21 protein-coding genes are annotated in these 25612 nt (G+C 71.6%); 10 read left to right on the top strand and 11 right to left on the bottom strand.

The window, feature by feature from the left end:
• Positions 1-161: 161 nt before the first annotated feature.
• Positions 162-701, top strand: a complete 540-nt coding sequence (locus Pma05_RS30150) for a GNAT family N-acetyltransferase (protein ID WP_203860876.1) — start codon at positions 162-164, stop codon at positions 699-701.
• Here Pma05_RS30150 and Pma05_RS30155 read toward each other — a convergent pair.
• The gene (locus Pma05_RS30155) at positions 690-1856 is read right to left on the bottom strand and encodes a hypothetical protein (RefSeq protein WP_239313367.1); all 1167 of its coding nucleotides are present in this window, start codon (positions 1854-1856) and stop codon (positions 690-692) included. The two genes, Pma05_RS30150 and Pma05_RS30155, sit on opposite strands and share 12 nt — an antisense overlap.
• Before the next feature lie 364 nt (positions 1857-2220).
• Between Pma05_RS30155 and Pma05_RS30160 the strand changes: the two genes are divergently transcribed.
• From Pma05_RS30160 to Pma05_RS30185, 6 genes are all read left to right on the top strand, one after another.
• Positions 2221-3336 (top strand): hypothetical protein, encoded by a 1116-nt coding sequence (locus tag Pma05_RS30160; protein ID WP_203860877.1) that lies wholly within the window; start codon positions 2221-2223, stop codon positions 3334-3336.
• Between the two features lie 124 nt (positions 3337-3460).
• Positions 3461-3880 (top strand): hypothetical protein, encoded by a 420-nt coding sequence (locus tag Pma05_RS30165; protein ID WP_203860878.1) that lies wholly within the window; start codon positions 3461-3463, stop codon positions 3878-3880.
• A 2-nt stretch (positions 3881-3882) separates the two neighbouring features.
• Positions 3883-4116, top strand: a complete 234-nt coding sequence (locus tag Pma05_RS30170; RefSeq protein ID WP_203860879.1) for a helix-turn-helix transcriptional regulator — start codon at positions 3883-3885, stop codon at positions 4114-4116.
• Positions 4113-5087, top strand: a complete 975-nt coding sequence (locus Pma05_RS30175; protein ID WP_203860880.1) for an NAD(P)-dependent alcohol dehydrogenase — start codon at positions 4113-4115, stop codon at positions 5085-5087. The genes Pma05_RS30170 and Pma05_RS30175 overlap by 4 nt, the downstream gene beginning before the upstream one ends.
• A 213-nt stretch (positions 5088-5300) precedes the next feature.
• The gene (locus Pma05_RS30180; RefSeq protein ID WP_203860881.1) at positions 5301-6479 is read left to right on the top strand and encodes a cytochrome P450; all 1179 of its coding nucleotides are present in this window, start codon (positions 5301-5303) and stop codon (positions 6477-6479) included.
• An 8-nt stretch (positions 6480-6487) separates the two neighbouring features.
• On the top strand, positions 6488-6700 hold the full coding sequence (locus tag Pma05_RS30185) for a ferredoxin (RefSeq protein ID WP_203860882.1): 213 nt from the start codon (positions 6488-6490) through the stop codon (positions 6698-6700).
• 47 nt (positions 6701-6747) lie between these two features.
• Here the strand turns inward: Pma05_RS30185 and Pma05_RS30190 are convergent, their stop codons facing one another.
• The 8 genes from Pma05_RS30190 to Pma05_RS30225 form a co-directional block, all read right to left on the bottom strand.
• On the bottom strand, positions 6748-7212 hold the full coding sequence (locus Pma05_RS30190) for a hypothetical protein (protein WP_239313370.1): 465 nt from the start codon (positions 7210-7212) through the stop codon (positions 6748-6750).
• Between the two features lie 133 nt (positions 7213-7345).
• Positions 7346-8668, bottom strand: coding sequence for an ABC transporter permease (locus Pma05_RS30195; RefSeq protein WP_203860883.1), 1323 nt, complete (start codon positions 8666-8668; stop codon positions 7346-7348).
• Positions 8665-9486: an ABC transporter ATP-binding protein gene (locus Pma05_RS30200; protein WP_203860884.1), complete on the bottom strand. Its 822-nt coding sequence runs from the start codon at positions 9484-9486 to the stop codon at positions 8665-8667. Before Pma05_RS30200 ends, Pma05_RS30195 begins: the two co-directional genes overlap by 4 nt.
• Complete coding sequence (locus tag Pma05_RS30205; RefSeq protein ID WP_239313373.1) at positions 9483-10556, bottom strand: efflux RND transporter periplasmic adaptor subunit; 1074 nt, start codon at positions 10554-10556, stop codon at positions 9483-9485. Before Pma05_RS30205 ends, Pma05_RS30200 begins: the two co-directional genes overlap by 4 nt.
• 260 nt (positions 10557-10816) lie before the next feature.
• Positions 10817-12418, bottom strand: a complete 1602-nt coding sequence (locus Pma05_RS30210; protein ID WP_203860885.1) for a glycosyltransferase family 39 protein — start codon at positions 12416-12418, stop codon at positions 10817-10819.
• A gap of 172 nt (positions 12419-12590) precedes the next feature.
• Positions 12591-16751 carry a Pls/PosA family non-ribosomal peptide synthetase gene (locus tag Pma05_RS30215; protein ID WP_203860886.1) on the bottom strand — a complete coding sequence of 1387 codons (4161 nt, stop codon included), beginning with the start codon at positions 16749-16751 and terminating at the stop codon, positions 12591-12593.
• Positions 16748-18172: a diaminobutyrate--2-oxoglutarate transaminase gene (gene ectB / locus Pma05_RS30220; RefSeq protein ID WP_203860887.1), complete on the bottom strand. Its 1425-nt coding sequence runs from the start codon at positions 18170-18172 to the stop codon at positions 16748-16750. The genes Pma05_RS30215 and ectB overlap by 4 nt, the downstream gene beginning before the upstream one ends.
• A gap of 324 nt (positions 18173-18496) precedes the next feature.
• The gene (locus tag Pma05_RS30225) at positions 18497-20893 is read right to left on the bottom strand and encodes a DUF6351 family protein (protein ID WP_203860888.1); all 2397 of its coding nucleotides are present in this window, start codon (positions 20891-20893) and stop codon (positions 18497-18499) included.
• A 350-nt stretch (positions 20894-21243) separates the two neighbouring features.
• Here Pma05_RS30225 and Pma05_RS30230 point away from each other — a divergent pair, with 350 nt between their 5' ends.
• Positions 21244-22398 (top strand): hypothetical protein, encoded by a 1155-nt coding sequence (locus tag Pma05_RS30230; RefSeq protein ID WP_203860889.1) that lies wholly within the window; start codon positions 21244-21246, stop codon positions 22396-22398.
• A gap of 112 nt (positions 22399-22510) precedes the next feature.
• The gene (locus Pma05_RS30235; protein ID WP_203860890.1) at positions 22511-23530 is read left to right on the top strand and encodes a hypothetical protein; all 1020 of its coding nucleotides are present in this window, start codon (positions 22511-22513) and stop codon (positions 23528-23530) included.
• A 310-nt stretch (positions 23531-23840) separates the two neighbouring features.
• Here Pma05_RS30235 and Pma05_RS30240 read toward each other — a convergent pair whose 3' ends face one another.
• Positions 23841-24431, bottom strand: coding sequence for a MauE/DoxX family redox-associated membrane protein (locus Pma05_RS30240; protein WP_203860891.1), 591 nt, complete (start codon positions 24429-24431; stop codon positions 23841-23843).
• A 68-nt stretch (positions 24432-24499) separates the two neighbouring features.
• On the opposite strand from Pma05_RS30240, the gene Pma05_RS30245 reads away from it, so the two are divergent.
• Positions 24500-24952, top strand: a complete 453-nt coding sequence (locus Pma05_RS30245; protein ID WP_239313376.1) for a S26 family signal peptidase — start codon at positions 24500-24502, stop codon at positions 24950-24952.
• Here Pma05_RS30245 and Pma05_RS30250 read toward each other — a convergent pair.
• Positions 24905-25498: a peroxiredoxin family protein gene (locus Pma05_RS30250; RefSeq protein WP_203860892.1), complete on the bottom strand. Its 594-nt coding sequence runs from the start codon at positions 25496-25498 to the stop codon at positions 24905-24907. The two genes, Pma05_RS30245 and Pma05_RS30250, sit on opposite strands and share 48 nt — an antisense overlap.
• Positions 25499-25612 lie beyond the last annotated feature (114 nt).

The raw sequence follows: 25612 nt of genomic DNA on the forward strand, positions 1-25612 counted from the left end.
TAAACCTCGTTCCAATCCAGGTCACTGAATGTTCTGTTTCACGGCCGCGAATGTCCGGCCACCTCGCCCGGCCGTCCGGAAGATCCGATCCGACGATCCGGCCGAGGGTGTCACCGGCGGCGGGTAGGCTGCCGGATCGTGGACGCCTCGGACTGGTACCGGTGCTGCGGCGGTTGACCGGGCCGGAGGCGCTGGCGCTGCGCGACCGGCTGGTCGAGACGTACGCGGCGGTGTTCTGCGCGCCACCGTGGAACGACTCGCCCGAGCGGGCCGCCCGGTTCGGCGAGCTGCTGATCGACTGGGCCGGGCAGCCGGGCTTCGTCGCCGTCCTGGCCGACGACGGCGGGAACACCGGATCCGGTGCCGACGACGGGACCGTTCCCGGGTTCGCGGTCGGGCTGACCAGTCCGACCCCGTTCCCCGCCGACCGCGCCTACGCGCAGGTACGCCGCCTCCTCGGACCGGCCGTCGAGACGCTCTCCGGGTGGCTGGAGGTCGCCGAGCTGGCCGTACATCCGGCGGCCCGGCGGGTTGGGCTCGGCCGGCGGCTGCTGGCCGAACTGACCGCCGACCGGCCGGCGTGGCTGCTGACCGTCCCGCAGGTCGCCGGCACCACCGCCTTCTACGACGCGGTGGGCTGGGTCCGGCACGGCACCGGCTACGGGATCACGGTCTACACCAACCGGCCGCTACCCCGCTGACCTGCCCCGCGGCAGCGGTGCGGCCGAGCCGGACCGTTCCGCGCGCAGCCGCCAGAACGCCCCGCCGAGCAGCGCCAGCGTGAGCAGGCTGACCGTCAGGTCGGCGACCAGCGCCTGGGTCGGTGAGGCGGCGGAGTAGCTCGGTGCCAGGTAGGCCCCGGCCGCCGCCACCACCAGCCCGGCCCCCCAGGCAGCCAGCACATGCCGCTGTCCCCAGCCGGTACGCCGGGACCACCGTACGACCACCACGGCGGCGAACGCGCTGGCCAGTACCCCGATCGCGACGCCGGCCCAGTTCGGCACCAGGTCGACGGCGAGCCGGGCACCGCACACCACCAGTCCGGCCCAGAGCGGATGCGGCGCTCGGCTGGCCGCCGCCTCGACGGCCGCACCGGTACGGGTGTCGTCGCTTCCACCGACGGGGTCGACCGGTCGCCGTCCGCGCCGCCAGCGGGGCAGCAGCGCGGCGGTCACCAGGGCGAGCGCCGTCAACGCCGCGAACGACAACTGGAGCGGGCTGGCCAGGAACTCCTTCCGGCCGCCGTCGTCGGAGAAGATCAGCAGACTGCCGAGCAGGTAGAGGGCGCCGGCCAGCACCAGACCGACCCGGCCCAGCCACGGCTGGCGGCGTCGGGCCGGCCCGACGAACGACTCGACGAGCACGATCGGCACACAGACGCTCAGTACGACGTGTCCACCGACGTACCCGAGCGCGTTCTGGGCGCTGAATCCGAGCCACGGGACCATCGTCGCCCGCGCTGCGGCGGCCGTCTCGGCGAACTCGGTGTCGTCCAGGAACGCGTCGTTGAACAGCGACTGGTCGACCAGCCCGGCCTGGATCGTCCCGAACGCCGCGCCGAGCAGTACGATCGCCGGCCAACCGCCACCGGCGCGCCGGGCGGTCTCCCGGATGAGCAGCGCGGCCGAGCCGTAGAGCGGACCGAGGAAGAGCACGACCAACGGGTAGTCCTCGACGGTGAAGCCGCCCCACGCGCACTCGGCGGCCCACGGGGCGAGCAGCCACAGCGCGACGACCGGCCCGATCCGGCGCCAGCGGGACAGCCTCGCGGGCTCGACCGGAGCGGTCTCGGGCGTCGGGTCCGGTGCGGCCGGTGCCGCCGGGGCGTCGACCGGTACGCCGTGGTCGTCGGGCATCTGCGGCTCCTCGCTGCTCACTTCGCGGGCCTCGTCCCTCGGGTTCCACACCCGTCAGGCCGCCGCCGCGTCCGGCCGGCCGGGGACCCGCGTCCCGGTTCGGGGCGCGGCGGCATGCTCTCGTGCCACCACGGTCCCGGCTGGGGGCCGATGCCCGGAACGGCCCTTGGGCGAATTCGGGTAGACCAAAGTAGACGGCTCAGATCGACCAGCGACGGCCTCGGACGAGGTCGGCGAGGTCGAGGGCCGGGTGTTCGTGCCCGGCGCGTGTCGGCCGGCGGTCGTGGTGCCGGGTGAAATTCGCTTGCCGGGGCCTGGCCAAGGTCACGAGGCTGGGGCGGGACGACTGGGACGGAGAGGCCGGATGGCAGGGTCAGACGCGGCCGACCAACCCGTCGAGATCGCCTGCGACGAATCCGGCTCGGAGGGCGAACGGCTGGTCGGCGGGGTGACCGACGTCTTCGCGCACGCCAGTTCGGAACTGGACAGCGCGGCGGCGACGGCCTGTGTGCTGGAGCTGCGGGACCGGATCCGATCGCCGGCCACCGAATACAAGGCCAATCACCTGCTGCGGGAGAAGCACCGCCGGGTGCTCGTCTGGTTGCTCGGAGCCGAGGGGCCGCTGTCCGGGTACGCACGGGTGCACCTGACCGAGAAGACGTTCTTCGTCGTCGGCAAGCTCGTCAACCTGCTGGTCGAGGACCTCGGCTACGACGCGAGCCTCGGGCTGTACCAGGGTCACCAGGCGACCGCCCTGGCGCGTGCCCTCTACCGGGAGGGTCCGGCCGCGCTCGGGGCGCAGCGCTGGACCGCGCTGTTGGGTTCGTTCAACTATCTGCTGCGACCCCGGAACCGGCGCGGCGTACGGGTCTCGGTCGACTCGTTCTTCGAGCTGGTCGAGGTGCTCGGCGCGAGTGCTCCGGCGGGGTTCTCGTCCGGTGGTGGCGGCCCGGCCGGGTCCGGTACCTCGACCTCGGTCGGCGAGATCGTCGGACTGCTCCGGGCGGCCCGACCCCGGTTGGAGTCCCTGGTGGCACGGCTGCACGACGATCCGAGGGCGGTACCGGAGCTGAACCCGATCCTGCCGGCACTGGTCCGGGCGGTCACGTACTGGAGCGGACCCGACCGTCCGGTGTCGATCGTGCACGACATCCAGACCGGGCTGACCGCCGAGTCCGTCGCACAGTTGCGGGAGCTGTTCGGCAAGCCGGACCCGGCGCTCGTCCGGTGCGCGACCGGCGCGGCGCGGCCGTACGCCCCGAGCGGGCGGTTGACCGGGCTGACGTTCGCCGAGTCGCATCTCGATTCCCGGGTGCAGGTCGCCGACTTCCTCGCCGGGACGGCGCGACGGATCGCCTCGGACGACCTCAACGGTCGAGGGGACCCGGAACTGACGGCGCTGCTGCGGCCGTACGTCGACGGGTACTCGATCTGGGGTGACGCCGCCAGCCGGCTCCGGCTGCTGCCCGCCGCGCGCTGACGCGCCCCCGGACCGGGGGACCTGTGCGACCGACCGCCGCCATGTCTAGAAAACTTGACATGGTGTCTGTGGTTCTTTACTCTTCGAGGTGTCAAGAATTCTTTACCTCTCAAAGGTGGCGACAATGTCGTACGAGGAGAAGGGCACCTGGGTCGCCCTGGTGGTCGGCGTGACCGTCTACCTCGGCTATCTCGTGATCGTGCTGGGCCGACTGGCCGGCACCCCCGTGTCCACGGTGCCGTACGTGTCGACGCTGCTGCTGGCCATCGGCATCTCGATCGTCACGTCGATCGTGGCCCGCATCGCGGTCGAGATCGCCCGTCCCAGCGAGAGCCAGTCCGGCGACGTCCGGGACAGGGAGATCCACTGGCTCGGTGACCGCATCGGGCAGCGACTGCTGATGACCGCCGCGCTCGCGGCGCTCGGCCTGGCGCTGTTCGAGGCCGCGCACTTCTGGATCGCCAACGTCCTCTACCTCGGTTTCGTCGCCTCCGCGGTGGTCGGGTCGGTGGTCAAGCTCCGCGCCTACCACAGGGGTATCTAGCCGTGGTCAAGCCGACCAGGGTCACCAACTCGATCCGCGCCCTGCGGTTCGCCGCCGGCGAGATGACGCAGGCCCAACTCGCCGAGCGGATCGGGGTGACCCGCCAGACGATCATCGCAATCGAGCAGAGCCGATATTCGCCGTCACTGGAGATGGCGTTCCAGATCGCCCACGTCTTCGCGGTGCCGCTCGACGACGTGTTCCAGTACCCCGCCCCCGGAGGTGAGCAGCCATGAGAGCAGCCGTACACCGTGCGTACGGTCCACCCGATGTCGTCCGGGTCGAGGAGGTTCCGACACCCGTTCCCGGCGCCGAGGACGTACTCGTCCGGGTCCACGCCGCGACGGTCAGCGTGACCGACGGCACCGCCCGATCCGGCTCGCCGACCTTCTCCCGACTCTTCTTCGGGCTCCGCCGACCGAAGTGGACAGTGTTGGGCTCCGAGTTCGCCGGTGTGGTCGAGGCGGTCGGGTCGGGCGTGACCCGGCTGCGCGTCGGCGACGAGGTCGTCGGCATCACCGGGCCGGACTTCGGCGCGCATGCCGAGTACGTCCGGGTCCACCAGGACAGCGCCCTCGCGCCCAAGCCGGCCAATCTCGACTTCGCCGAGGCGGTCGCCCTGGTCGACGGGACCGCGCTGGCGTTCCTGCGCGACCGGGCCCGGCTGCGCCCCGGCCAGACGATCCTGGTCAACGGCGCCTCCGGGAGTGTCGGAAGCGCGGCCGTGCAACTCGGCAGGCACTTCGGCGCCCGGGTCACCGGGGTGTGCAGCACGCCGCACCTCGACCTCGTACGCGACCTCGGCGCCGACACGGTCCTCGACTACACCCGGGAGGACTTCACCCGTGCCGGCCAGACCTACGACGTCGTCTTCGACGTGGCCGGTACCAGTTCGTTCGGGCGCTGCCGCCGGGTACTCAACCCGACCGGCCGCTATCTCAGCCCGGTACCGTCGCCGAGCCTGCTGCTCCAGATGCCGTGCACCGCGGCGTTCGGCCGGAGGAAGGCGATCATCGCGTTCACCGGGCTGCGGAAGGCGGCGGAGAAGTCGCGCGACCTGCTGCTCGTCCGGGAACTGGCCGAGGCCGGCACGTTCCGGCCGGTCATCGCGGACCGCTACCCGCTGGAGCGGATCACGGAGGCGCACCGCCACCTGGAGCGCGGCAAGTACGGCAACATCGTCGTCACCATGACCGGAGCCGGCTGAGCCGACCGACGGCGCCGCCGCACCACTGTGGATCACGACGACTGAACCTTTTTCAACCTCCCCTTGCGGTCCGCCGTGGCCGCAGGTGGAAGTCGGGGCGCATGCGCCGCGCGGTTCAGGTTGAAGAAGGTTCACTCCGCGGGATGGCGGTAGGCTCGGCCCTGCGGGAGAACTTCGTCTGCTTGATCATCCCTGGAGATGGAAGAGGACACGATGACCGATTCTCCGGTACTTCCCCTGAATCGCACCTGCCCGTATTCGCCACCCGCCGAACACGTGCGGCTGCAACGGGACGAGCCGGTGGCCCGGGTGACCCTTCCGGACGGCTCGACGGCATGGGCGCTGAGCCGGCTCGACGACATCCGCTCCATGCTCACCGACCCCCGGTTCAGCGCCAACCGCCAGCGCGAGGGATTTCCGTTGCAACCCCGGGGGGTGCGACCCGACGCCGACGAGCGACCGCTGTTGATCGGGCTCGACCCGCCGGAGCACGGCGAGGCCCGCCGTGCCGTCGTCGGCGAGTTCACCATCAAGCGGATGAACGCGCTGCGCCCGCGCATCCAGCAGATCGTCGACGACTGTCTCGACGCCGTCCTCGCCGGGCCGCGCCCGGCCGACCTCGTTCCGGCGCTGGCCCTGCCGGTACCGTCGCTGGTCATCTGCGAACTGCTCGGCGTGCCGTACGCCGATCACGACTTCTTCCAGAGCCGCTCGGCCAACCTGCTGCTTCGGTCGATCCCGCCCCAGGAGCGCTTCGTCGCGGCCAAGGAGATCCGCGAATACATGGCCGCGCTGATCGTGGAGAAGGCGAAGAACCCGGGTGACGACCTGCTGAGCCGGCAACTGGCCAAGGGGGCAGATCAGGAGGAGCTGGCGGGTCTCGGGTTCCTGCTGCTACTCGCCGGGCACGAGACCACCGGGAACATGATCTCCCTCGGCACGATGACGCTGCTGGAACGGCCGGAGGCGCTGGCGGCGCTGAAGGAGGACCCGGCCGTCACGCCGCAGATCGTCGAGGAACTCCTCCGATACTTCACCATCGCCGAATACGTCACCTCCCGGATCGCCGTGCAGGATGTCGAGATCGGCGGAGTGCTGATCCGCGCCGGCGAGGGCGTCGTCACGCTCGCCAACGCGGCGAACCGCGACCCGGCCGCGTTCACCGACGGCGACGCCTTCGACCTCGGACGCGCCGCCCGGCACCACATCGCGTTCGGCTTCGGTGCCCACCAGTGCCTGGGGCAGAACCTCGCCCGGCTCGAACTCCAGATCGTCTTCGACACCCTCTTCGCCCGCATTCCCGGCCTCAGTCTGGCCGGGCCGGTCGACGAACTGTCCTTCAAGGAAGACTCCACCGTCTACGGCCTGCACTCCCTCCCGGTCACCTGGTAGGGGACGCGATGCGGATAACGGCCGATCTGGACCGCTGCGTCGGCGCAGGCCAGTGCGTACTCACCGATCCCGTCGTGTTCGACCAGCGCGACGACGACGGTACGGTGATCATCCTCAGCACCACCCCGGAGGACGCGGAGACGATCGGCCGGGTACGCGAGGCGATCCGGATCTGCCCCAGCCAGGCCCTGGCACTCGCCGAACCCGGCACCACGTCATAGCCCCTGGTCGGAGCCACGACAGGAGTGCACCTCCGGCCGGCGGGGCGCTATTCGTGCCGGCTGACCCCTTCGGAGTGCATGCCGGTCTCCTCCTCCAGCGGATTGTTGCGGAGGTCGTCGAGCGTGGTGTCGTCGGGAAACAGCGGGCGACCCGGCCCGAAATCGGACGGGGCACCGCCGGGTCCCGCTTCCGGCGTGCGGGTCGGCTCGACCGGGCCGAACCCGTGTTTGCCCGCGCCCTGCGCCCATGGTTGGGGCGGCTCCGCGTCGGCCCGCCGTTCGCCGCGTCGCGCGGGTGGCAGGCCGGTCTCCTCGCTTCCCTCGTCCAACGGCGAGTCCCGGGATTCGCCCCACGGCGCGTCCCGGTCCTCGGTGCCGCCGGTGGTGCCCCACGGCTGGACCGACTGCGGGCCACGGTCGGGCCCGTCCAGGGCTGCCTGAATGCCGTCCGCGTCGTCCGGCTGGAGTTGCCCGCCCGGCTCCTCGTCCACCGGTCGCCTCTTCGCGCTCATCCCCACCACCCTCGCTGCCGAGTCGTCCCGCCGGCCGGCCCGGGTGACCCGGTGCCGGCGCGTGTGCCGTTCCCGGCCGGCCGCCAGACATGCGGCCGGCCGGAAGATATCTTTGGGCTGGGTATGGCCGCCGTCAGGCGCGCATGACGGTCGCGATCGGGATGCGGGCGGCCCGGATGGCCGGGATGAGGCCGCCGAGCAACCCGGCCACCAGGCCCGCGATGACACCCGCGACTCCCGCGCGCCACGGGAACACCATGTCTTCCAGGAACGGCGCCTGGTCGGCGAGGAGGGCGCCGGCCGCACTCAGGGCGAGCGCGGACGCCCCGATGGCGGCGGTTGCGGTGAGCAGGCCGGTGAGCAGGGTCTCGGCGAGTACGATGCCGGCCAGCAGCAGTCGAGAGGTGCCGACCGCCCGGCGCAGCGCGAACTCCTCGACCCGCTCCCCCACGGTCGCCAGCCCGACGTTGAGGATCCCGGCGACCCCGATCAGCAGGACCAGGCTCGCCATGCCGAGGAAGATCCAGCGGATCAACGCCAGGTCCCGGGCGATGTTCTCCCGGGCCTGGATGGTCTCGAAGTGGATCTGGTCCGCCGGCGTGCCGGTCGCGGTGAGCCGCAGTATCAGCAACCGCTCCAGTTCACCGGCCGTCGGGGCCAGCATCACCTGGAGCCCCGGACCGAACTCGCTGGCCGCAGTGTTCGGAGAAATCCAGTTCGCCAGTTCGTCGGTCCGGGAGTAGGCGACCGGCTGCGGGCTGCCGTCGTCGACCACGCCGATGATCCGGGGCGTCGGGTTGGCGGTCGTCCCGTCGATGCGCATCTCGGCCGGTACCTGGTGCCGGTTGAAGCCCTTCGCCGCCTCGAGGTTGAGTACCAGCCGGGGTGCCAGGGACGGCGCCGAGGTGAACTCGAGCCACTCTCCGGAGACCTGCCGGAACGGCTTGAACTGGCGGATGTCGCCGGTCAGCGTGTTCAGGGTCAGTTCGATCGCCTGACCGGGTACGGGCGTCCCCGCGTCACCGCCGCCAGGCGAGATCGGCCGGCAGCCGTACTGGTCGCAGTACATCGGACCGCCCGGGCCGCCGTAGCCGCCGGGCTGGTCGAACGGGGTTCCGCCGGGGTTGACCGGGACGACTCCCGGCTCACCGACGATCGCCTGCCGGGTGGCGATGACGACCCCGTCCGGCCGGTTCGCCAGGGTCTCGTTGCTGACCCGGACACTCTCCGGACTTCCCGGCAGGTACGCCTGTCGGGTGCCGTCCTTGCCGACCTGCACCGCGAGGTTGGCCAACTGGGCCTGTTCGACGGTCTCCGCCCCGGCCTGCACCACCACCACGGCCAGTACGCCGAGGAAGAGGCTCACCATCGACAGGAAGGTACGCATCTTGCGGGCCCGGATGCCCTGGATGCCGATGATCAGCGCGGACCGGAACCGCCCGGAGAGCCGGATCACCGGGGCACCCCTTCCCGAGTCGGGTCGGCGCCGTCCGGGGCGGACACGCCAGCGGCGGACTCCGGCGTCGGGCCGGCCCCGGACGGGGCGGCCTGCATCCCGGCGGAATGCGGCGTCCACGCCTCGTCCGGGGTGGTGGTCGCCGGGTTGAGCACCCCGTCGTCGAGCCGCAGCACCCGGCGCATCTTGTTGGCGTGATCCCGGTCGTGGGTGACCAGGATCAGTCCGCAGCCCCGTTCGGTGGCCGAGCGCATCACCTCGATCACCAGGTTGCCGGTCTCGGTGTCCAGCGCGCCGGTCGGCTCGTCGGCCAGCAGCAGGCGTGGTTCCCGGACCAGGGCCCGGGCCACCGCCACCCGCTGCTGTTCGCCGCCGGAGAGCCGGGCCGGCCGGTGCTTCGCCAGATGGGCGATGCCGACCTGGTCGAGTGCGGCCATGGTGCGGGCCCGGCGCTTGCGGCGCGGTAGCCAGCCCTGCCCGTTGACCAGGGCCATCGCCACGTTCTGCGCGGCGGTGAGGTGTTTGAGCAGGAAGAACCGCTGGAAGACGAAGCCGAACTCGGCGCTGCGCAGGGCCGCCGCCCGGCGTTCGGAGAGCCGGGTGATGTCCTGGCCGCCGAGCAGGTAGCGACCGCCGTCCGGACGGTCGAAGAGGCCGATCAGGCTGAGTAGCGTGCTCTTGCCGGAGCCGGACCGGCCGAGGATCGCCACGCTCTCTCCACTCTCGACGGTCAGGTCGACACCGTCGAGGATCGTCCGGGGTGTGCGCTGTCCCTTCAACGTCTTGGTGATGCCGTGCAGTTCCAGCAGCGCCGTCATTTCCCGCCCATCGGGTCGGCGGGGCCACCGGGCTGCCCCGGCGCCGGTTTGGCCGGCGGCAGGTCGGGGCCGGGTACGGCAACCGTCTCGTCACCGGTCAGCCCGGACTTGACCTGCACGACCTTCCCGTCGCTGAGCCCGAGTACCACGTCCCGGGTCTGCCGGGTGCCGTCCGGGCCGACCACGTCCACCTTGCCGCTGCCCTGACCCCCGGCGACCGCCTCGACCGGGAGCACGAGCGCGTTCTTGGCCCGGGCGGTCACCACCTCCAGGGTGGCGGTGGCACCGTTGATCAGTTTCACCTTGGCCGGTGCCGTGCAGACCAGCCGCATGCCGGTCGACTCGGACGGCTCGACCGGCTGCCTCCGGTCCGGTGGCGGGAGGACCGGCGGGACTGGGAGCGCCCCGGGGCCGGCGGACGGGTCCGTCGTCGGTTCCGGGGCCGGCGGGTCCGGGATCGTCCCGGCCGGCAGCGCGGCGATGGTGCCGAGGACCTTGCAGGCGAACGGCCCGGGGCCGTTCTTGATCTGGGCCTGCACGGTCGCCAGCGAGTCCGAGATCTGGTACGCCTGCGCGCCGTCGATCTCCGCGACCAGCGCGTAACCGATCCGCTTCGCCGACACCACCGGCATCCCGACCGTGACGTTCGACCGGTCGTCCACCAGCCGACCGGCGAAGGCGGCCCCGGCCGGTACGTCGAGCCGGTGGGACTTGCCCTTGGCCCAGATGCTGGCCACCCGGGTCGGCTTGGTCGGTGTGCCCTCCGGCGGATCGACGTCGCGGTAGCGGATCTGCCCGGCGACCGGGGCCACCACGCCGAAGACGGGGTTCATGGTGACCCGGCCGGTCAGGCTGACCCGGTTGTCGAGATCCTGCCGGGCCGGCTTCGCCGTGGTCATGGTGGTGCCCCGGGCCGCCAGACCGGGGGTCTGGGCCTCCGGATCCGACTCGCTGCACGCGGCGCCCGCACCGACGAGCAACACGAGCACGCACGAGCGCAGCAGTGCACCTTTTCCAACCTGGACAGCGCGGAGCACCCGCCCCGGCTTCCACCCGCGGTCACGACGCACCGCAAGAGGGGGTTGGAAAAGGTCCAGTAGTCGCCTTCGCACCGGCACCCCTCACTGACCTAATCCCGGACCGACATCAAAGAAGACGCAGCCTGCCGGTCATCGGTTGCCCTCGGGACGGGACGATTTCGTGACGAACGACCGACAGGTGGCGGTGCGGCGCGTTCCGCACCGCTACCGCCGTATCAAACCAGAACGACCACCGAGGCACTGTCCCGTGCCTCGCCCGCGCCCGGACGCCGCCGGCTCGACGCGCCTACTCAGTCGAAGTGCCGGACCCGGGGCCACAGCTCGGCCCAGGTCAGCCGGCGGTCGTGGCAGACCACGATGGGTACGCCCTGCTCCTCGTTGTCGACCCCGACTCCGTTGTCGAGCCGTCCGGCGAGCCGGCACGCGCCGAAGTACTGGCGAAGTTCGGCCGGCTCTCCCACGCCGACCCCGACCAGCACGGTCGCCGACTCCGGTGGCGGGCCGTAGTAGCCGAGTTCGTTGTGTCCACTGTAGATCGCCGGAAGCCGGTCGGCGCCGAGTCGGGTGAGCGCGCCGGCCTCGCCGTAGTTGGCGGTCAGCACGACCGCCGCGGCCCGGTCGGCGGGCGGAAGCTCGTCGTACGCCTGGACCACCTGGTCGACGTAGCGGGGCCAGCCGACCGAGTCGGCGGCGGTGACGTTGATCCCGGGCACCGGCGTGTCGCCGAGCACCCCGACCGGGAGCAGCGGCAGCGCGATCACCGCACTCGCCACCACGTTGGCCAGGTACGCCGTGCCGACCACCGTCGCGCGGATCCGCCGTCGCCCCCGCCCCAGCCATTCGGCCACCACCACGGACCCGGCGGCGAGAAGCGCACCGAGCAACCCGTACGGGTAGTAGGGCTGACCGCCCGACACCAGCACCAGTACGCAGACCACCAGGTACGCCACGGCGAGCGCGCGTACCGGTCGCCACTGTCGGCGACGCAGCAGCCCGACCAGGCCGGCGAGCCAGACCGCCGCCAGCGGCGGCCCGATCAGCAGGAACTGGAAGGGAACGAAGCCGCTCCGCGACTCGGCGCCCTTGTTCTCGGCGATCGCTCCGGCCATGTCGGCCTGCGGCAGGTCGTGGGTCAACTGGTAGACCAGGTTGGGCGCGGCGACCACCAGGGCGAGCGCGACGCCCGCCCAGAGCCAGCGACCGGCCAGGACCCGGCGCGGCCCCACGGCCAGCAGCCCGGCGCCGAGCCCGACCAGTAGCAGCACCACCAGCAGCTTGTTGTAGAGCCCGATCCCGAGCACCGCCCCGGCCGCCAGCCACCAGCGCGGCTGGTCGCGCAGCAGTGCCCGGGCCGCACAGAGGATGATGCCGAGCCAGACCACCACGTCGAAGCCGGCGGTCAGCAGCACGTGTCCGAAGATCAGCGTGGCCGAGCCGCTGCCCAGGCCGAACGCGGCCAGGGTCTGGGCGAGCGCGCCGCCGCCGAGTTCCCGGGCGAGCAGGGCGGCCAGCAGCAGCGCCGCCAGCACGGAGAGGGTGGCCGGCACCCGCAGCCCCCAGAGCGAGCCGCCGAAGAGCGCATCGGCCAGCCGGGCGATCGCCGGGGTGAGCGGCGGCTGGTCCCGGTAGCCCCAGTCGGGGCGGAGCATCAGGAAGTAGAGCTCGTCGCGGTGGTAGCCGTAGCCGCCGTTAGTGGCCAGCAGCAGCGCGGCGAACAGGCCGGCGACCGCGCCGAGTGGTCGCCAGGCGATCGGGGCCAACGCGACCCGCCCACCGTCGGCGGTCGCGGTCTTTCCGGGTACGTCCGGCGCCTTTCCGGGTACGTCCGGCGCCTTTCCGGGTACGTCCGGCGGCGCCCCGCTCGCGGCGGTCCGGACGGCGTGCTCGGTCATGGGTCGCCCCTCCCCTGGCGGCGGTGCCGGCGACGTGGCGCGGGCCCGTACCGGCCGATACCTAACGGTTGAAGTTTAACCGTTAGGTATCGGCTGTCAATGTGCTCTGACCAGGACTCCGAGCCGGACGACCGGCCGCAGCGCTCTCCACCGTGGTCGGTCCGCGTCCCGGCTACCCCAGCGGCTGACCGCCGCGCGGGACGGCGTCGACCAGCGACACCTGGCGGGCCGGGTTGCCCCGCCAGACCGTTCCGGCCGGCAGGGTGCTGCCCTTCATCACGAACGAGTCGGGTGCCACCACCACCCCGTCGGCCACCTCGACGCCGTAGTGCACCAGCGCGCCGGTGCCGACCGAACAGCCGCGACCGAGCCGGATCCGGTCCGTCTTGAACGTCCCGTCCTCCAGGGAGTGGGAATGCAGCGTCGACCCCTCGCTCAGCGTGCAGTGGTCCCCGATCCGCACCAGGGTCCGTTCCGGTATCCCGCAGCCGTCGTCGAAGACCCGCCGGCCGACCCGTACGCCGTGCAGGCGCAGCAGCAGCGGCTTGAGCGGGGTGCCGTTGAACAGGCCGAGGTGTCCGAGCCCGGCGAGCTTCCAGTACCGCTCGTGTCGCCAGTACCGGGGGTCGTAGATCGAGCAGCGCATCGGGCGTAGCCGGCGGAAACCGAGGCAGAGCCAGTCCACCAGGGCGGAGTGGCCGACGATCAGCAGCAGGGCGAGCAGGATCCCGGCGCTGAACGTGACCAGGTTGGGCCGGGCGCCGTCGTGGATGCCCTCGACGCGTACCACGATCTGGATGGAGAGGTAGAAGAGCAGCCAGTTGCTCAGCAGGTACCAGCCCATGGTGCGCAGGTTCGAGCGGTTCTTCCGGTACAACCGGCGGCGGAACTCGTCCCCGGTCCGCAGGTCGTCGAAGCCGGCGTCCCGGCGTACCGAGCGGGGGATCTCGAACGGGGGCGAGCCCAGCAGCCCGACGCCGGACCGGACCGGGCCGTCGACCGGCACCATCACCTTCGTCGCCAGCAGGCAGTTGTCGCCGACCCGCGCCCCGGCCGGGAAGACGATCCGGTTGCCGAGGAAGTTCTCCGCGCCGATGGTGACCCGGGACAGCGCGAACGAGGTGTGCGAGTACCGGGCGTTGCCCATGGAGAGGCCGTCGGAGACCAGTACCCCGCCGCGCACCTCGCAGAGGAACGGCGTGTCGTGCTTCTGCCCGCAGCCGAAGTTCGAGCCGGTCTGCCGTACCTGCCGGAACCGCCAGCCGATCGCCCGGAGGTAGCCGACGACGTACGAGCTGTCTCCGAAGAGGAGATTGAAGAACGGGACGTTGCTGAACCGGGAGACGGTCTGGAAGCAGATCCACCGCCAGCCGTAGAGCGGATAGGCCCGATCGGCGGTCAGGAAGAGGTTCGCCAGCCGGGGCACGGCGAGCACCAGCAGCCCGCCGAGCAGCACGCTGCCGACGAACATCAGCAGCGAGCCGGAGACCGTGCTGACGTCCAGCGCGAAGGCCAGCGCGGCGAGTACGACCAGCACCTGGGTGTCGACCACCACCCGGCCGAGGAGCTGGCCGGCACCGTACCCGCCCCGGCGCACCGTCGAGCAGTGCCGGGGTTCCGCCGCCGGGTTGCCGCTCCCGCCGGGCACCGCCGGGGAGCCGTGGAAACGCGCCCCGGCCGGTACCACCTGCCCGGCACGGGGCGACGAGGCGTGCCCGAGGTGCGCGCCGTCGCCGAGTACCGTGTCGAGGTCGAGCACGCTGCCCTCGCCGACCTGGACGTCCCGGCCGAGCCGGACCGGACCGGTGGTGATCCAGCCGGCCTCCGCCCGATAGCCGAGGAAGCTCGCGCCCCGACCCACGACCGTGCCGGCGCCGATCTCGATCAGGTCGGTGCAGACCGGCACCGACCGGGACAGCAGCAGGGCGCCCGGGCCGATCTTCGCGCCCAGCGCGCGCAGGTAGAGGTTGTAGACCGGCGATCCGACGAAGAGCACCAGCGGGCTGGCCCGGATCATCCGCTTGACGACCCAGAACCGGAGATAACGGTGCCCCCAGATCGGAAAGGTGCCGGCCCGCCACCGCCCGACCAGCAGCCACTTCAGCGCTACCGGCAGCACCGCCAGCACGACGAACCAGGCCACCCCGAAGCTCGTCGACCGCAGCCCGACGTCGACCGCGCCGACTCCGTCGGTGATCCAGATGTACCCGACGAGCGCCACCCCGGCGAGCAGGACCAGATACCCCAGGCCGAAGAGGGTCTGGAACACCGCGCAGCCGTACCATTCCAGGTTGCTCGGGACGCGGTGCGCCGGGCGCGACGGTTCGGGTGGCGCCTCCGGGGTGTCCGCCCTGATGACGGTGGCCAGGGCACGCACGGTCGGATTCAGGTACACGTCCTTGATCGAGACGTCGGCCTGGAGCCGCTCCCGCAGCCGGGTGCAGTACCGGGACATCACCAGCGAGTCGGCGCCCAGGTCGGTGAAGAAGTCGTCCCGGACCGAGACCCGGTCCACCCGCAGCAGGTCGGCGAGGAGGTCCGCGAGCACGGACTCGGTCGACCCGACCGGGGCGACCAGCGGCGTCGTCGGCAGCGCACGCGGGCCGGACGGTGCCGGCAGGCTCTTGCGGTCCACCTTGTCGCTGGGCAGCGTCGGCAGCTCCGGCAACTCCTCCAGGTAGGCCGGGACCATGTAGCCGGGCAGCCGGGTCCGCAGCGCGGCCAGCGCCGCCGCCAGGTTCAGCGCCGCCGCACCGGCCCGCCGGGTGTAGAAGGCGGCGAGTTCGACGACGCCGGGCTCCGGCTGGTACGTCGTCACCGCCGCCTGGGCCACCTCCGGCAGCCGCAGCAGCACCGACTCGATCTCGGTCAGCTCGATCCGGTACCCGCGCACCTTGACCTGGCTGTCGATCCGGCCCAGATACTCGATCTGCCCGTCGGAGGTGATCCGGCCGAGGTCCCCGGTCCGGTAGATCCGTCCCGAGGGGTTGTCCGGGATCCCTGACGTGTCCAGGATGAACGCCCGGGCGGTCAGGTCGGGCCGGTTGACGTACCCCGGGGAGAGGCCGACCCCGGCGACGCCGATCTCACCGGTCCGACCGGCCGGCAGCACCCGATGGTCGGAGGCCAGGATCACCACCGAGTACGTCGGCAGCGGCACCCCGATCGTCACCGGCCGGTCCGGTTCCAGTCGGGTCCAGGTGGCGGTGACCGACGTCTCGGTCGGGCCGTAGACGTTGAGCAGGGTGCGGCCCGGCCGGTGCCACCGGTCCACCAGGTGCGCCGGGCACGCCTCACCGGAGACCAGCACGAACCGCAGCTCCGGCAACTCCTCCTCGATCGTGGCCAGCAGCGTCGGTACGCAGCAGAGCGCGGTCACCCGATGCCGGGCGAGGAAGCCGGCCAGGTCGCTGCCGACCAGCGCCCCGGGCGCGGTGCTGGGCACCAGTGTCGCGCCGGAGACCAGCGGCACCCAGATCTCCTCGACCGAGAAGTCGAAGGCGATCGTCATGCCCTGGTAGACCCGGTCGTCCGGACGCAGTCCGTAGCACTCCACCGCCACCCGGACGAAGTTGCAGATGTTCGCCTGGTCGATGGCGACGCCCTTGGGCCGACCGGTGCTGCCCGAGGTGTAGATGATGTACGCCAGTTCGTCCGAGCCCGCCCCGAGCCCGCCCGCCCCGAACCCGGCCGGCCCGAGCCCGTCCGGCGGGGATCCAGGCGACGCGGACTCGGGCGACGCTGATCCGGGCGACGCTGATTCGCCCGGCGCGATCCGGTGGCTCGGGTATCGGTCAAGGTCCGGGTCGGTGTCGATCCGGATCACCGTGCCGGCGATGCCGTCGAGCCGGTCGGCCAGGGTCGAGAGGGTGACGATCGTCCCGACCCGCGCGTCGGCGACCACGAAGCCGATCCGGTCGGCCGGGAAGTTGGCGTCCACCGGGACGTACACCGCATGGATCTTGGACACCGCGAGCATGGCCAGGTAGGCGAAGGCGGAGCGGTCCAGGAGCAGCCCGACCCGGTCACCCGGCAGCACGCCCCGGGCCAGTAGCAGCCGGGCGAACTGGTTGGCCCGGGCGTCCAGCTCGGCGAAGGTCAGCCGGCGCTCGCCGTCGTCCACGGCCGGGTGCCCGGGATCGCCCTCGGCGGCGAACCGGTCGCAGCGCTCCTCGAAGAGGTGGTGCAGGCGTTCACCCGGTCGGCAGCGGACCCGGTTGTCCACGCCCGACGCGGTCAGCACCAGACCGGTGTCCGGCCGAGTGGTCGGGGTCGGGGTGCGGGGCGCGACGGTGGGAGCGGCACCCGGCGCCACCGGGGCCGGCCCGGTCACGCGGGCACCAGGCCGGAGGAGCCCCGCACGTCCCGTTCCGATCCGACGGCCTGCTTCGCTTGTCCGGCCTGTTCCGATCCGACGGGCTGCTGCGCTGCGACAGCCTGTTCCGATCCGACAACCTGTTCTGATCCGACGGGCTGCTGCGCTGCGACGGTCCGGGTCGCTGCCAGCAGGATGTCGAGGCCGTGGTTCAGCAGTTCGTCCGGAGTGGTGAGCGGCGCCAGCACCTTGACCACCTGGTCGTGCGGGCCGGCGGTCTCCAACATCAGGCCGTCGGCGAAGCAGCGCCGGCTGATGGCCGAGGCCAACTCGCCCGAGCCGACGTCGACCCCACGCATCATCCCGCGCCCCTTCACCACCGCACCGGGCACGGCGTCGGCGACCTCGGCCAGCCGGATCGCGAGCAGGTCGGCGCGGCGCGCCACGTCGGTGGTGAAGTCGGTACCGGCCCAGAACTTCGTCAGCGCCACCTGGGCGGTGACGAAGGCGTGCCCGTTGCCACGGAACGTCCCGTTGTGCTCGCCGGGCTGCCAGACGTCGTACTCGGGCCGGATCAGCAGCAGCGCCATCGGCAGGCCGTACCCGGAGATCGACTTCGACAGTACGACCAGGTCCGGGGCGATGCCGTACGGCTCGAAACTGAAGAACGTGCCGGTACGCCCGCAGCCCGCCTGCACGTCGTCGACCACCAGCAGCGCACCGCTGCTCCGGGCCAGTTCGGCGATCCGCCGCAACCAGCCGGCCGAGGCGACGTTCAGGCCGCCCTCGCCCTGCACCGTCTCCAACAGGATCGCCGCCGGGGCGTCCAGTCCGCTGGACGGGTCCCCCAGCATCCGCGCCAACAGGTCGGCGGTGTCGATGCCGGCGCCCTGGTACCCGTCGTACGGCATCCGGGTCACCCCGGGCAGCGGAAGCTGCGGACCGACCCGGTGGTGTCGGTTCCCGGTCGCCGCCAGCGCGCCGAGCGAGACTCCGTGGAAGGCGTTGGTGAAGGCGACGACGTTGGTCCGGCCGGTCACCTTGCGGGCCAGCTTGAGTGCCGCCTCGACGGCGTTCGCCCCGGTCGGCCCGGTGAACTGCACCCGGTAGTCCAGTTCCCTGGGCAGCAGCACGAGCGACTCGAACGCGGTGAGGAACGCGCTCTTGGTCGAGCTGGACAGGTCGAGGCTGTGTGACATCCCATGGTGTTCCAGGTGGGCGATCAGGGCATCCCGCATGTCGGGGTCGTTGTGCCCGTAGTTCAGCGAACCCGCACCGGCGACGAAGTCGAGATACTCGCGGCCGGCGACGTCCCGGACCACGCTTCCCTCCGCCGTGTCGAATACGCTGTCGAATTGGCGGCAGTAGCTCCGTACCGCCGATTCTCGACGCTCGAAAATGAGGTTTTCGTCCGCGCCCGCCGCTCCGCGCACCGTCATCGCTCCTTTTGGGCCGTGCCCGATGGCCTGGTCAGCCGCAGCCGCCGACCAGGATCGGGAGTGTGGGATTGTCTATAGGTCCAACCGGAGAACGGCGTCCGGGACACGCCGGAACCTGGCGGCGGAGTCAATTGGTTGGATTGCCGACTGAATGCTTGCAGTCCGGACGACCCCGCGCCCAGATATGTGATTGCGTTTCGAGTTGCGGGAGCGCTCGCGGACGACATCCGGCCCGGGGCCGGCGATCCGGCGCCCGGCTGTGGTCGGGGTCCTTGCAGGGGGTGGAGGAGAAGTCAAACGGACGGTGGAGCCGTCGTGGGTAGGTCAGCGGTAGTCGCAGACCCCGGTCGGGAAGATCTGTTCGAGGCGCCGCCGCTCGGCGTCGGTCGGGCGCCACGACCCGTAGAGTCCCCGGGCGACCGCCACCCGGACCGGCTGCCGGTCGCAGGCGTAGACGCCGCCCTCGATCGGACCACCGGCGACGGTCCGGGACGTTCCGTAGAGCGGGAACTGCCGGGTGCAGGCGCCGACCGGCCGGTTGTCGAGGATGCCGTCCCAGACGTGGTCGCCCCGGGCGATCTCCGTACCGGCGGTACTGAAACAACGGTCCACGGCAAGGGCCGGCTTGTTGCCCTGCACGCCCCGCCACGGCCGGCCACGCAGGTTCGCCATCCAGTCGTCGATCACCGCCAGCGCCTCCGGAGTCTGGTCGAACGCCTCGACCGGCCGGGCGTCGGTGAACCAGATGACCTGGTTGCCGGCGTCCCGGTCGTGGTCCCGCATCCGCTGCCGGGACGCGAAGGACTGGTGCGAGTTGTGCATGTCCAGTTGCTCTTCGAGGTAGTGCCGCCAGTCGATGACCGGGATGTCGATGTCGCCGGTGAAGACGATCCCCGACTCGTACGCGGCCCGGATCGCCTGCCGGTCCCCCGTGGTACGCGGTGCCGGTGTCCGGCCGCCGTCCGGTGACAGTCGCATGTTCCGGGACGACCAGGGGTCGAACTGGGCCGGGTCGGCACAGGCTGCCGGAATGAACGGGCAGCCCTCCTGCACCATCTCCGGCTGCGGTTTCCAGGAGCCGACCCGGGCGTTCAGGTCGAGGAACTCGGCCGGGGTGATCCGGCCCGAGGTCAGCGCCGACAGCCCGTACTGGACGCCGACGTTGTCCCAGGTGGACCGGGCGTACCCGTCCGGGCCGGTGCCGTAGATGGTGACCAGGTCGCCCCAGTGCGACCACTGCACCGTCTCGGCGACCCCGGGCGGGTCCATCTGGGCCCAAAGCGGGTCACCGGGCGACCAGTGCGGGTTGAGTGCCAGCGGGGTCAGCCCACGCCAGCCCTCGACGCACTCGGTGGACCCGGGCGCACCGCCGAGGTACGGGTTCGACACCGTCGCGCTGGCGTTCATGCCGATCAGCCAGGTCCGGTTCTCCCAGTCCCGCCACTTCGGGTTCGCCCGATCGGTGACGTCCATGTAGTACTCGAGCAGCTCACAGTCGCCGACGTGGATCGTCTGGGTGGCCATGTCCGGATACGAGTACTGCGGTATCGCCGCGTCGATGAGCCGGTTGGCGTAGTTCTGGCCGTAGACGTACTGCTGGAGGCCGCCGCCGGAGCCGCCGACCCCGACCGTGTAGAGCGGGACGCCGTACTCCTCGACGAAGTGTTCCTTCAGCATCAGCGCGGTCTCGCCGCCGAGTACCAGGTTGTAGTGGGTGGCGGTGCGGGTGCCGGTGGAGTAGAGAACGGCGTAGCCGAGCGAGAGTCCCTCGTGGTAGAGATGCCCACCCGGAAGCCGGCCCTGGTCGTGGCCGATCGCCACTCCGCCGTCGAAGCGGTAGATGACCCGCCGGTTCCAGCCCGCCTCCAGGACCGCGATGGAGTAGACGAACCGGTTGATGGTGCCGCGCTCCCGGCGTACGACGTAGTCGACGGTCCGGCCGTCCAGGTTGCGGGTGGTGGTCAGGTCGGCCGGGCGGGTGCCGTCCGCCGGCATCGACTTGAACGTGCCGTCGGTTGCCCGGTAGAGCCGGTCCGTGACGGTCGGGGCGGCACAGTCCCGGCTCCAGCCGACGACTTCGCCCTCCGGGCCGCGTACCCGCATGCCCTGCCCGTCCTGGTTGTCCACCAGTGGCTGGCCGAGCCCGTTCTGCTCGGTGCGGCAGAGGAAGGGGTACTGCCGCGGCCCGGAGAAGATCGGCCCGGCGGCGGGATGGTTGCGTACGGCCAGCGTCGCGGTCCGGGCCGACCGGGCGCTCGCCCGGAGCAGGTTGGCGCCGTCCCGGAGCCCGTCGACCACGCCGCGCAGCGACCGGCCGTCGACCTGGAGCGTGCGGGTGACGTCGGTACCGTTGCGGGTGACCCGGACCGAACGCGGGTCGATCCGGCCGTCGAAGGTGACCCGGACCAGCGCGTCGCCACCGCTGACCTGGTCCGGCCGGCTGGACAGGATCTCGATGTCGAGCCGCTGCCCGGCGCTACCGGTCCAGGCGGCGGCCGGCGTCGCCGCACCGACAACGAGTACGACGGTCAGGGCAATCCCGAGCCCACCGGTGAAGCCCCGGTGGATGCGGGACGGTGCGGACCCGCTGCCAGGCTCGACGCGCAGGACGGAACGGCTCCGTCGGCTGAGCCGGCCGGGGTGGACGGTGGCGTCAGCGGAACGGGGGACGGTGGCGTCAGCGGTACGCCGACGGCGAGTGAGGAACCTGAGCACAGACATCGGTCTCTCCGTCTTCTCTCCCGGAGCCCGGATGGTGGCGAGCACCGACGATGTCACGGGGATCGCTCCCTTGTCGAGGTCGGAGCGGGGGCGTGGCCGCCGGAGGTCGGGCATCGGACCCCGACTGACCTGGCGACCAGCGCCCTACTCCTGCGGATCGACCTCCTCTCGCACTTCCCTCCGTACGCCTGGTCGGCCTTCGTCGCGCGAGTCAAGGCTTCGGCCAGTACCCTCTGATCGCCCGGCCCACGACGCCCCGGACCGGCGGGGCGAGCGCTTGCCACCCTCGGGGTCGCGGGCTGCTCCGACGGTGCGGACGTACGGGAATCGTGGAGAGGTGGGCTGCCCGAGTGGACCGGTTGAGCTGGCGGGCCGGGTCCGGAGACCTTGGGGACTGGCTGGCCGAGATCTTCGACCGCTTCGCCGTATCACCCGAAGGATTCACGGTGCAGCGTGGTGGAAAGAAGACACCGCGCTATGACGGAGCGCCGAACGGCCGCCCCTACGACCAGGAGATCAGCCGCACCTATCCGCGCACGGTCGACGCCCTGGTGTCCGGTCTCGGCGAGGACAACGTGCGGGAGGTGGGCTTCACGGTCGACTCCCCGGATTGGTGGTGGCTGTGGGCACGCCCGCATGACCGCTCCAAGACGGACTGGATCAAGGTGACCATGCCCGGTACTCGGATGTCGAACTGGCCGCTTCCCGCAACGCTGCGGGACGGCCGGGATCTTCGCCGGTTGCTCGGCACGCTCGCCGGGATGCTCGGCACGGCGCCGCCCGATTACGACGTCGACAGCGCGCGTGCGCGGTACTCCCAGCCGGTCGAGATCAAGAAAAGGGTCAGCTCGGACACGTACTGGCTGTGGGTCACCGGGTGGGGGCACGAGACGCTGTCCCTCCGCGGGGAGACCGTACGGCTTGTGGGCGACCTTTCGCGGCTGTTCGGTCCACGGGGACCGACGCCGCTCCCGCTCGACTCGCTCGGCAGCCTCGCCCACCTGTACGAGACGTTGATGGTCGAACTCGGCCGCCGGTGGGCGATCCGGTGGGCCGAGCCGCTACCGATACCCGACGACGTGCGTTTGCCGCCCGACGCCCGCCTCACCGTGACCAGAACGCCGGGCGCCGACCCGTCCTTGCAGGTCACGGCGGAGGAGTTGCTCATCGAAGCCGACCACCCGGCCCACTCACTGCGGGAGAGGATCACGCTGCTGCTGTGCCCCCAGCTCTACACCCCCTGCGCGCCAGCAGACCTGCCCAACTGGCTGCGGTCGCTGGAGAAGGGGGTGTTCGGCAGGTCGGGCATCTGGACGGTACGCGGCCAGGGCTGGCGGCCACCGCAACATCGGGGAGCGGCCACGGTGGCTCGTGCCCTGCTCGAACAGGGCGTTACCGGCCGCGCCTCGGTGGGGCTGGCAGGTGCGGAGTTCCTGACCGTTCAGGGCCTGCTGCTCGGCGGTGAGCCGGTGGAATTGGCGGGACGAAGCAGAGTCAAGCGATAGCACATGTCCCGTCCCGTTCAGGTCACGGTCCATTGTGTCGTGTTCCTGACTGAAACGGGCAAGGCGTCTGGCGTGTGTGTCCTACGTTGGACCAAATTTCGGGGAGGAACACATGCTCAAGATTTCACGACGGACGGTGCTGCGGGGAGTCGCGGTCACGGCCGCAGGCGTCGCGCTGACGTCCGGATCCTCTGTCGCGGCGTCTGCCGCGGTCGCACCCGCTGCCGGTGGCACCACCTGCACGATGCAGACGCTGCCGGTGCCGGCGAACACCTACCGCAGCGAGGTCGCGGCGATCGACTCGTCCGGCCGGTTCATTCTCGGCTCGGCGATCGTACGCGAGGAGACCGACACATATCCGGTCCTGCTGTGGGACCGCGGCCGGCTGACCAGCTTCGACCCGCCGGCACCGGGCGGGCAGCCGGTCGACGTGAACCGCGACGGCGTCGTCGTCGGCAACGGTTCGGGGTTCCCCACGTCGCCGCCGTGGACGTACCGCAACGGGGTGGCGACCCTGCTGCCGGTGATCGACCCGGCTGACTGGACCACGGTCGTGGCGATCAACTCGCGCGGCGACATCGCGGGAATGGGCTGGACCTCGAACGGTGAATCGTACGGGCTGCTGTGGCGGGCGGCCCGTACGAGCACGGTCCAGGTGGTCAACACTCCGGTGGGGTCGACGATCAGCGGCCTCACCGACGACGGCACCATCGTCGGGCGCACCGGCGAGGCCGAGTCGACCGCATGGATGCGGACGCCTTCCGGCGTCGTACGTCCGCTGGTCGGTCCGGATGGCGACGCGGACGGGTACGTTCTGGCCGCGAACGGGCACTGGGCGGTTGGCCAGGGCCGGCAGGCCGGCGCGCTCGTCGGGCTGCGGTGGGACCTGCGAACCGGTCAGCCCACCGTGCTCGACTCGCGGCTCGACATCAACCCCACCGATGTCAACGCCCACGGCACCGTACTGGCCGGAGACCAGTTGCAGCGCGGCAACACCGTTGTGACGCTCCCGTCGCCCGACCCCAGCCAGCCGGTCGCCGGCCGCTCCCTCGCCGACGACCAGACGGTGGCCGGCTTCCACAACAACCGGCTTCCCGGCGGGGTGCGGGCGGTGCGCTGGATCGGCTGCTAAGCCGGGGATCGGCTGCTAGGCCGGGGATCGGCTGCTAGGCCGGGGATCGGCTGCTAGGCCGGGGATCGGCGGGCGCGGCCGGGGCCGCCTCGACGGATCCGGGGGACATCGACGTCCTCGAACGGTATGACGGCAGGGCGCGGGCCGGGGCTACGGCGAAGTGGTCCCGGCCCGCCGGCTCAGACCAGTAGGGCCGGGCGCCGTCCCCGCGCCCGGATTGACCGTGCTGACCACCCCGGCTGCCGGCAGGGTCGTTGACGCCGATGCTGTTGTCGCGGCACATTCAGTTCCCAGGTCGGCGCCGGTGTGGTCAGCCACCCGACCGGCCGCCCCGGCGGGCGGTACCCCGACGGGCCGCCCCGGCTGGCGGGCTGACGGGCAGGAACAGGGCGGCGATGTCGTCGAGCCGGACGACGACGAGCGCGCCCACCACGGCCAGCGGTACGGAGAGCACCGCGGTCTGGACCGTCATCCCGGCATCCCCGAGCGAGGCGTACGCGCCGATCCCGGCGACCACGGTCAGCACAAGGTTGCGGGCGAGATGCCGCCGGCCGAACGGGGCTGCCGCGGCTTCCCCGAAGCACCGGCAGGACGCCTGCGTACCACGGCTGAGCACCACCGCGACCGCCACCGTGAACCCCGCCAACAGGGACGCCGCCAGCGCGAACCCGACAGTCGTCACCGCGCCGACGGGCAGCGGTACCAACAGCAGGGGCACCGCCGCCTCGGCCGCCACCACCGCCCCCGCCAGCGGGACGACCACCGATGCCGGCAGCAGGTCCATGGTCCGCAGCGAGTCGACGAACGCCCGGAACGCGGGCCGCCCGCGTAGCTTGCTGACGGCCGACGCCAGGAAAACCAGCGCGAGCAGGCACCGGCTGAACTCCACCACGTACGACATCTTCTCCCGCCTCCTGACATTGCTCGCCGCTGAAGCCGGCCTGTCTTCTGCTCCGCTACCGTGGCGCGGTGCACGCACCCACTCTGCTGATCATCGCCGGCTCGTTCGTGGCGCTCGGGGTAGCCGTGTTGGCTGCCCGCGCCCTGCTCCAGGTCGTCGGGGTCAACGGCGACAGCATGACCCCGACATACCAGGACGGCGACCAACTCCTCGTACTCCGGCGGGGATTCCGGCGCCGGCTGCGGGTCGGCGCCGTCGTCGTCTGCCTGCCGCCCCCCGGCATCAGGATCACCGCGGGCGACGCCGACGCCGCCACGCAGTTGATGGTCAAGCGGGTGGCGGCGCTGCCGGCCGGACAGGTCTACGTCCTCGGTGACGCGCCCCGGCACAGCCTCGACTCACGGGCATTCGGCGCGCTCCCGCCGGAGCTGGTGCGGGGCGTGGTCATCCGACGGCTGCGGGCCGCCCTGGGGTCATCGCCCGGCGGGCACGACGTCGCGCCCCGGGAACAGGCTGGGTAGCTGGCTGGCGTTGTTGCTGACCCCGGCCACCCGGTCGTCGGTGTCGACCAGATAGAACGCGGGGAACGCGGCGACCTGGAAGGCCGACTGGAGCGCCCCGTCGAGCGGCTCGTGGACGATGGCCGCCCGAGTGTCGTGCACGCCCAACGCCGCCACCAGCTCGGCGCGCTCGCGGTCCGCACGGTCCCGGTCCGGCTCCGGGCGCAGCCTGGTGAGCACGACGAGGACCGCCATCGGGGTGTCGAGCGCTTCCGCGAGCGCCGCCCGCACCGAGGGCAGTTGCTCCTTGCACCCCGAACAGTCGGGGGCGAGGAACGCCACCAGACCGCCCGACGCGCGCAGCGAGGCGATGGACACCACGTCCCCGCCGGCGGTCGACGCGGTGAAGTCCGGCACCTGCGCGCCGACCGGGAGGGTCACCACCGGGCGGGCGGCGGCCAACTCCTGGGTGTGCTCACGCAGCTTCCTGATGACGCCGAAGGTGAGCAGCAGGTTCAGCAGCGTGAGAATGGTGAGGACGACGAGTACGGCGACGACGACGGGCATGGGTTCGCTCCTGACGGGAATGGGCACGAGCGCGTCGCGGCTGGGTGGTGCCCGGCCGCGACGCTTCCACGGGCGTTACTCAGCAGTCCGTACTCCACCAGCACTCGCACGAGC

This window comes from Plantactinospora mayteni, from assembly GCF_016862935.1.
GTDB classification, from domain to species: Bacteria; Actinomycetota; Actinomycetes; order Mycobacteriales; family Micromonosporaceae; genus Plantactinospora; species Plantactinospora mayteni.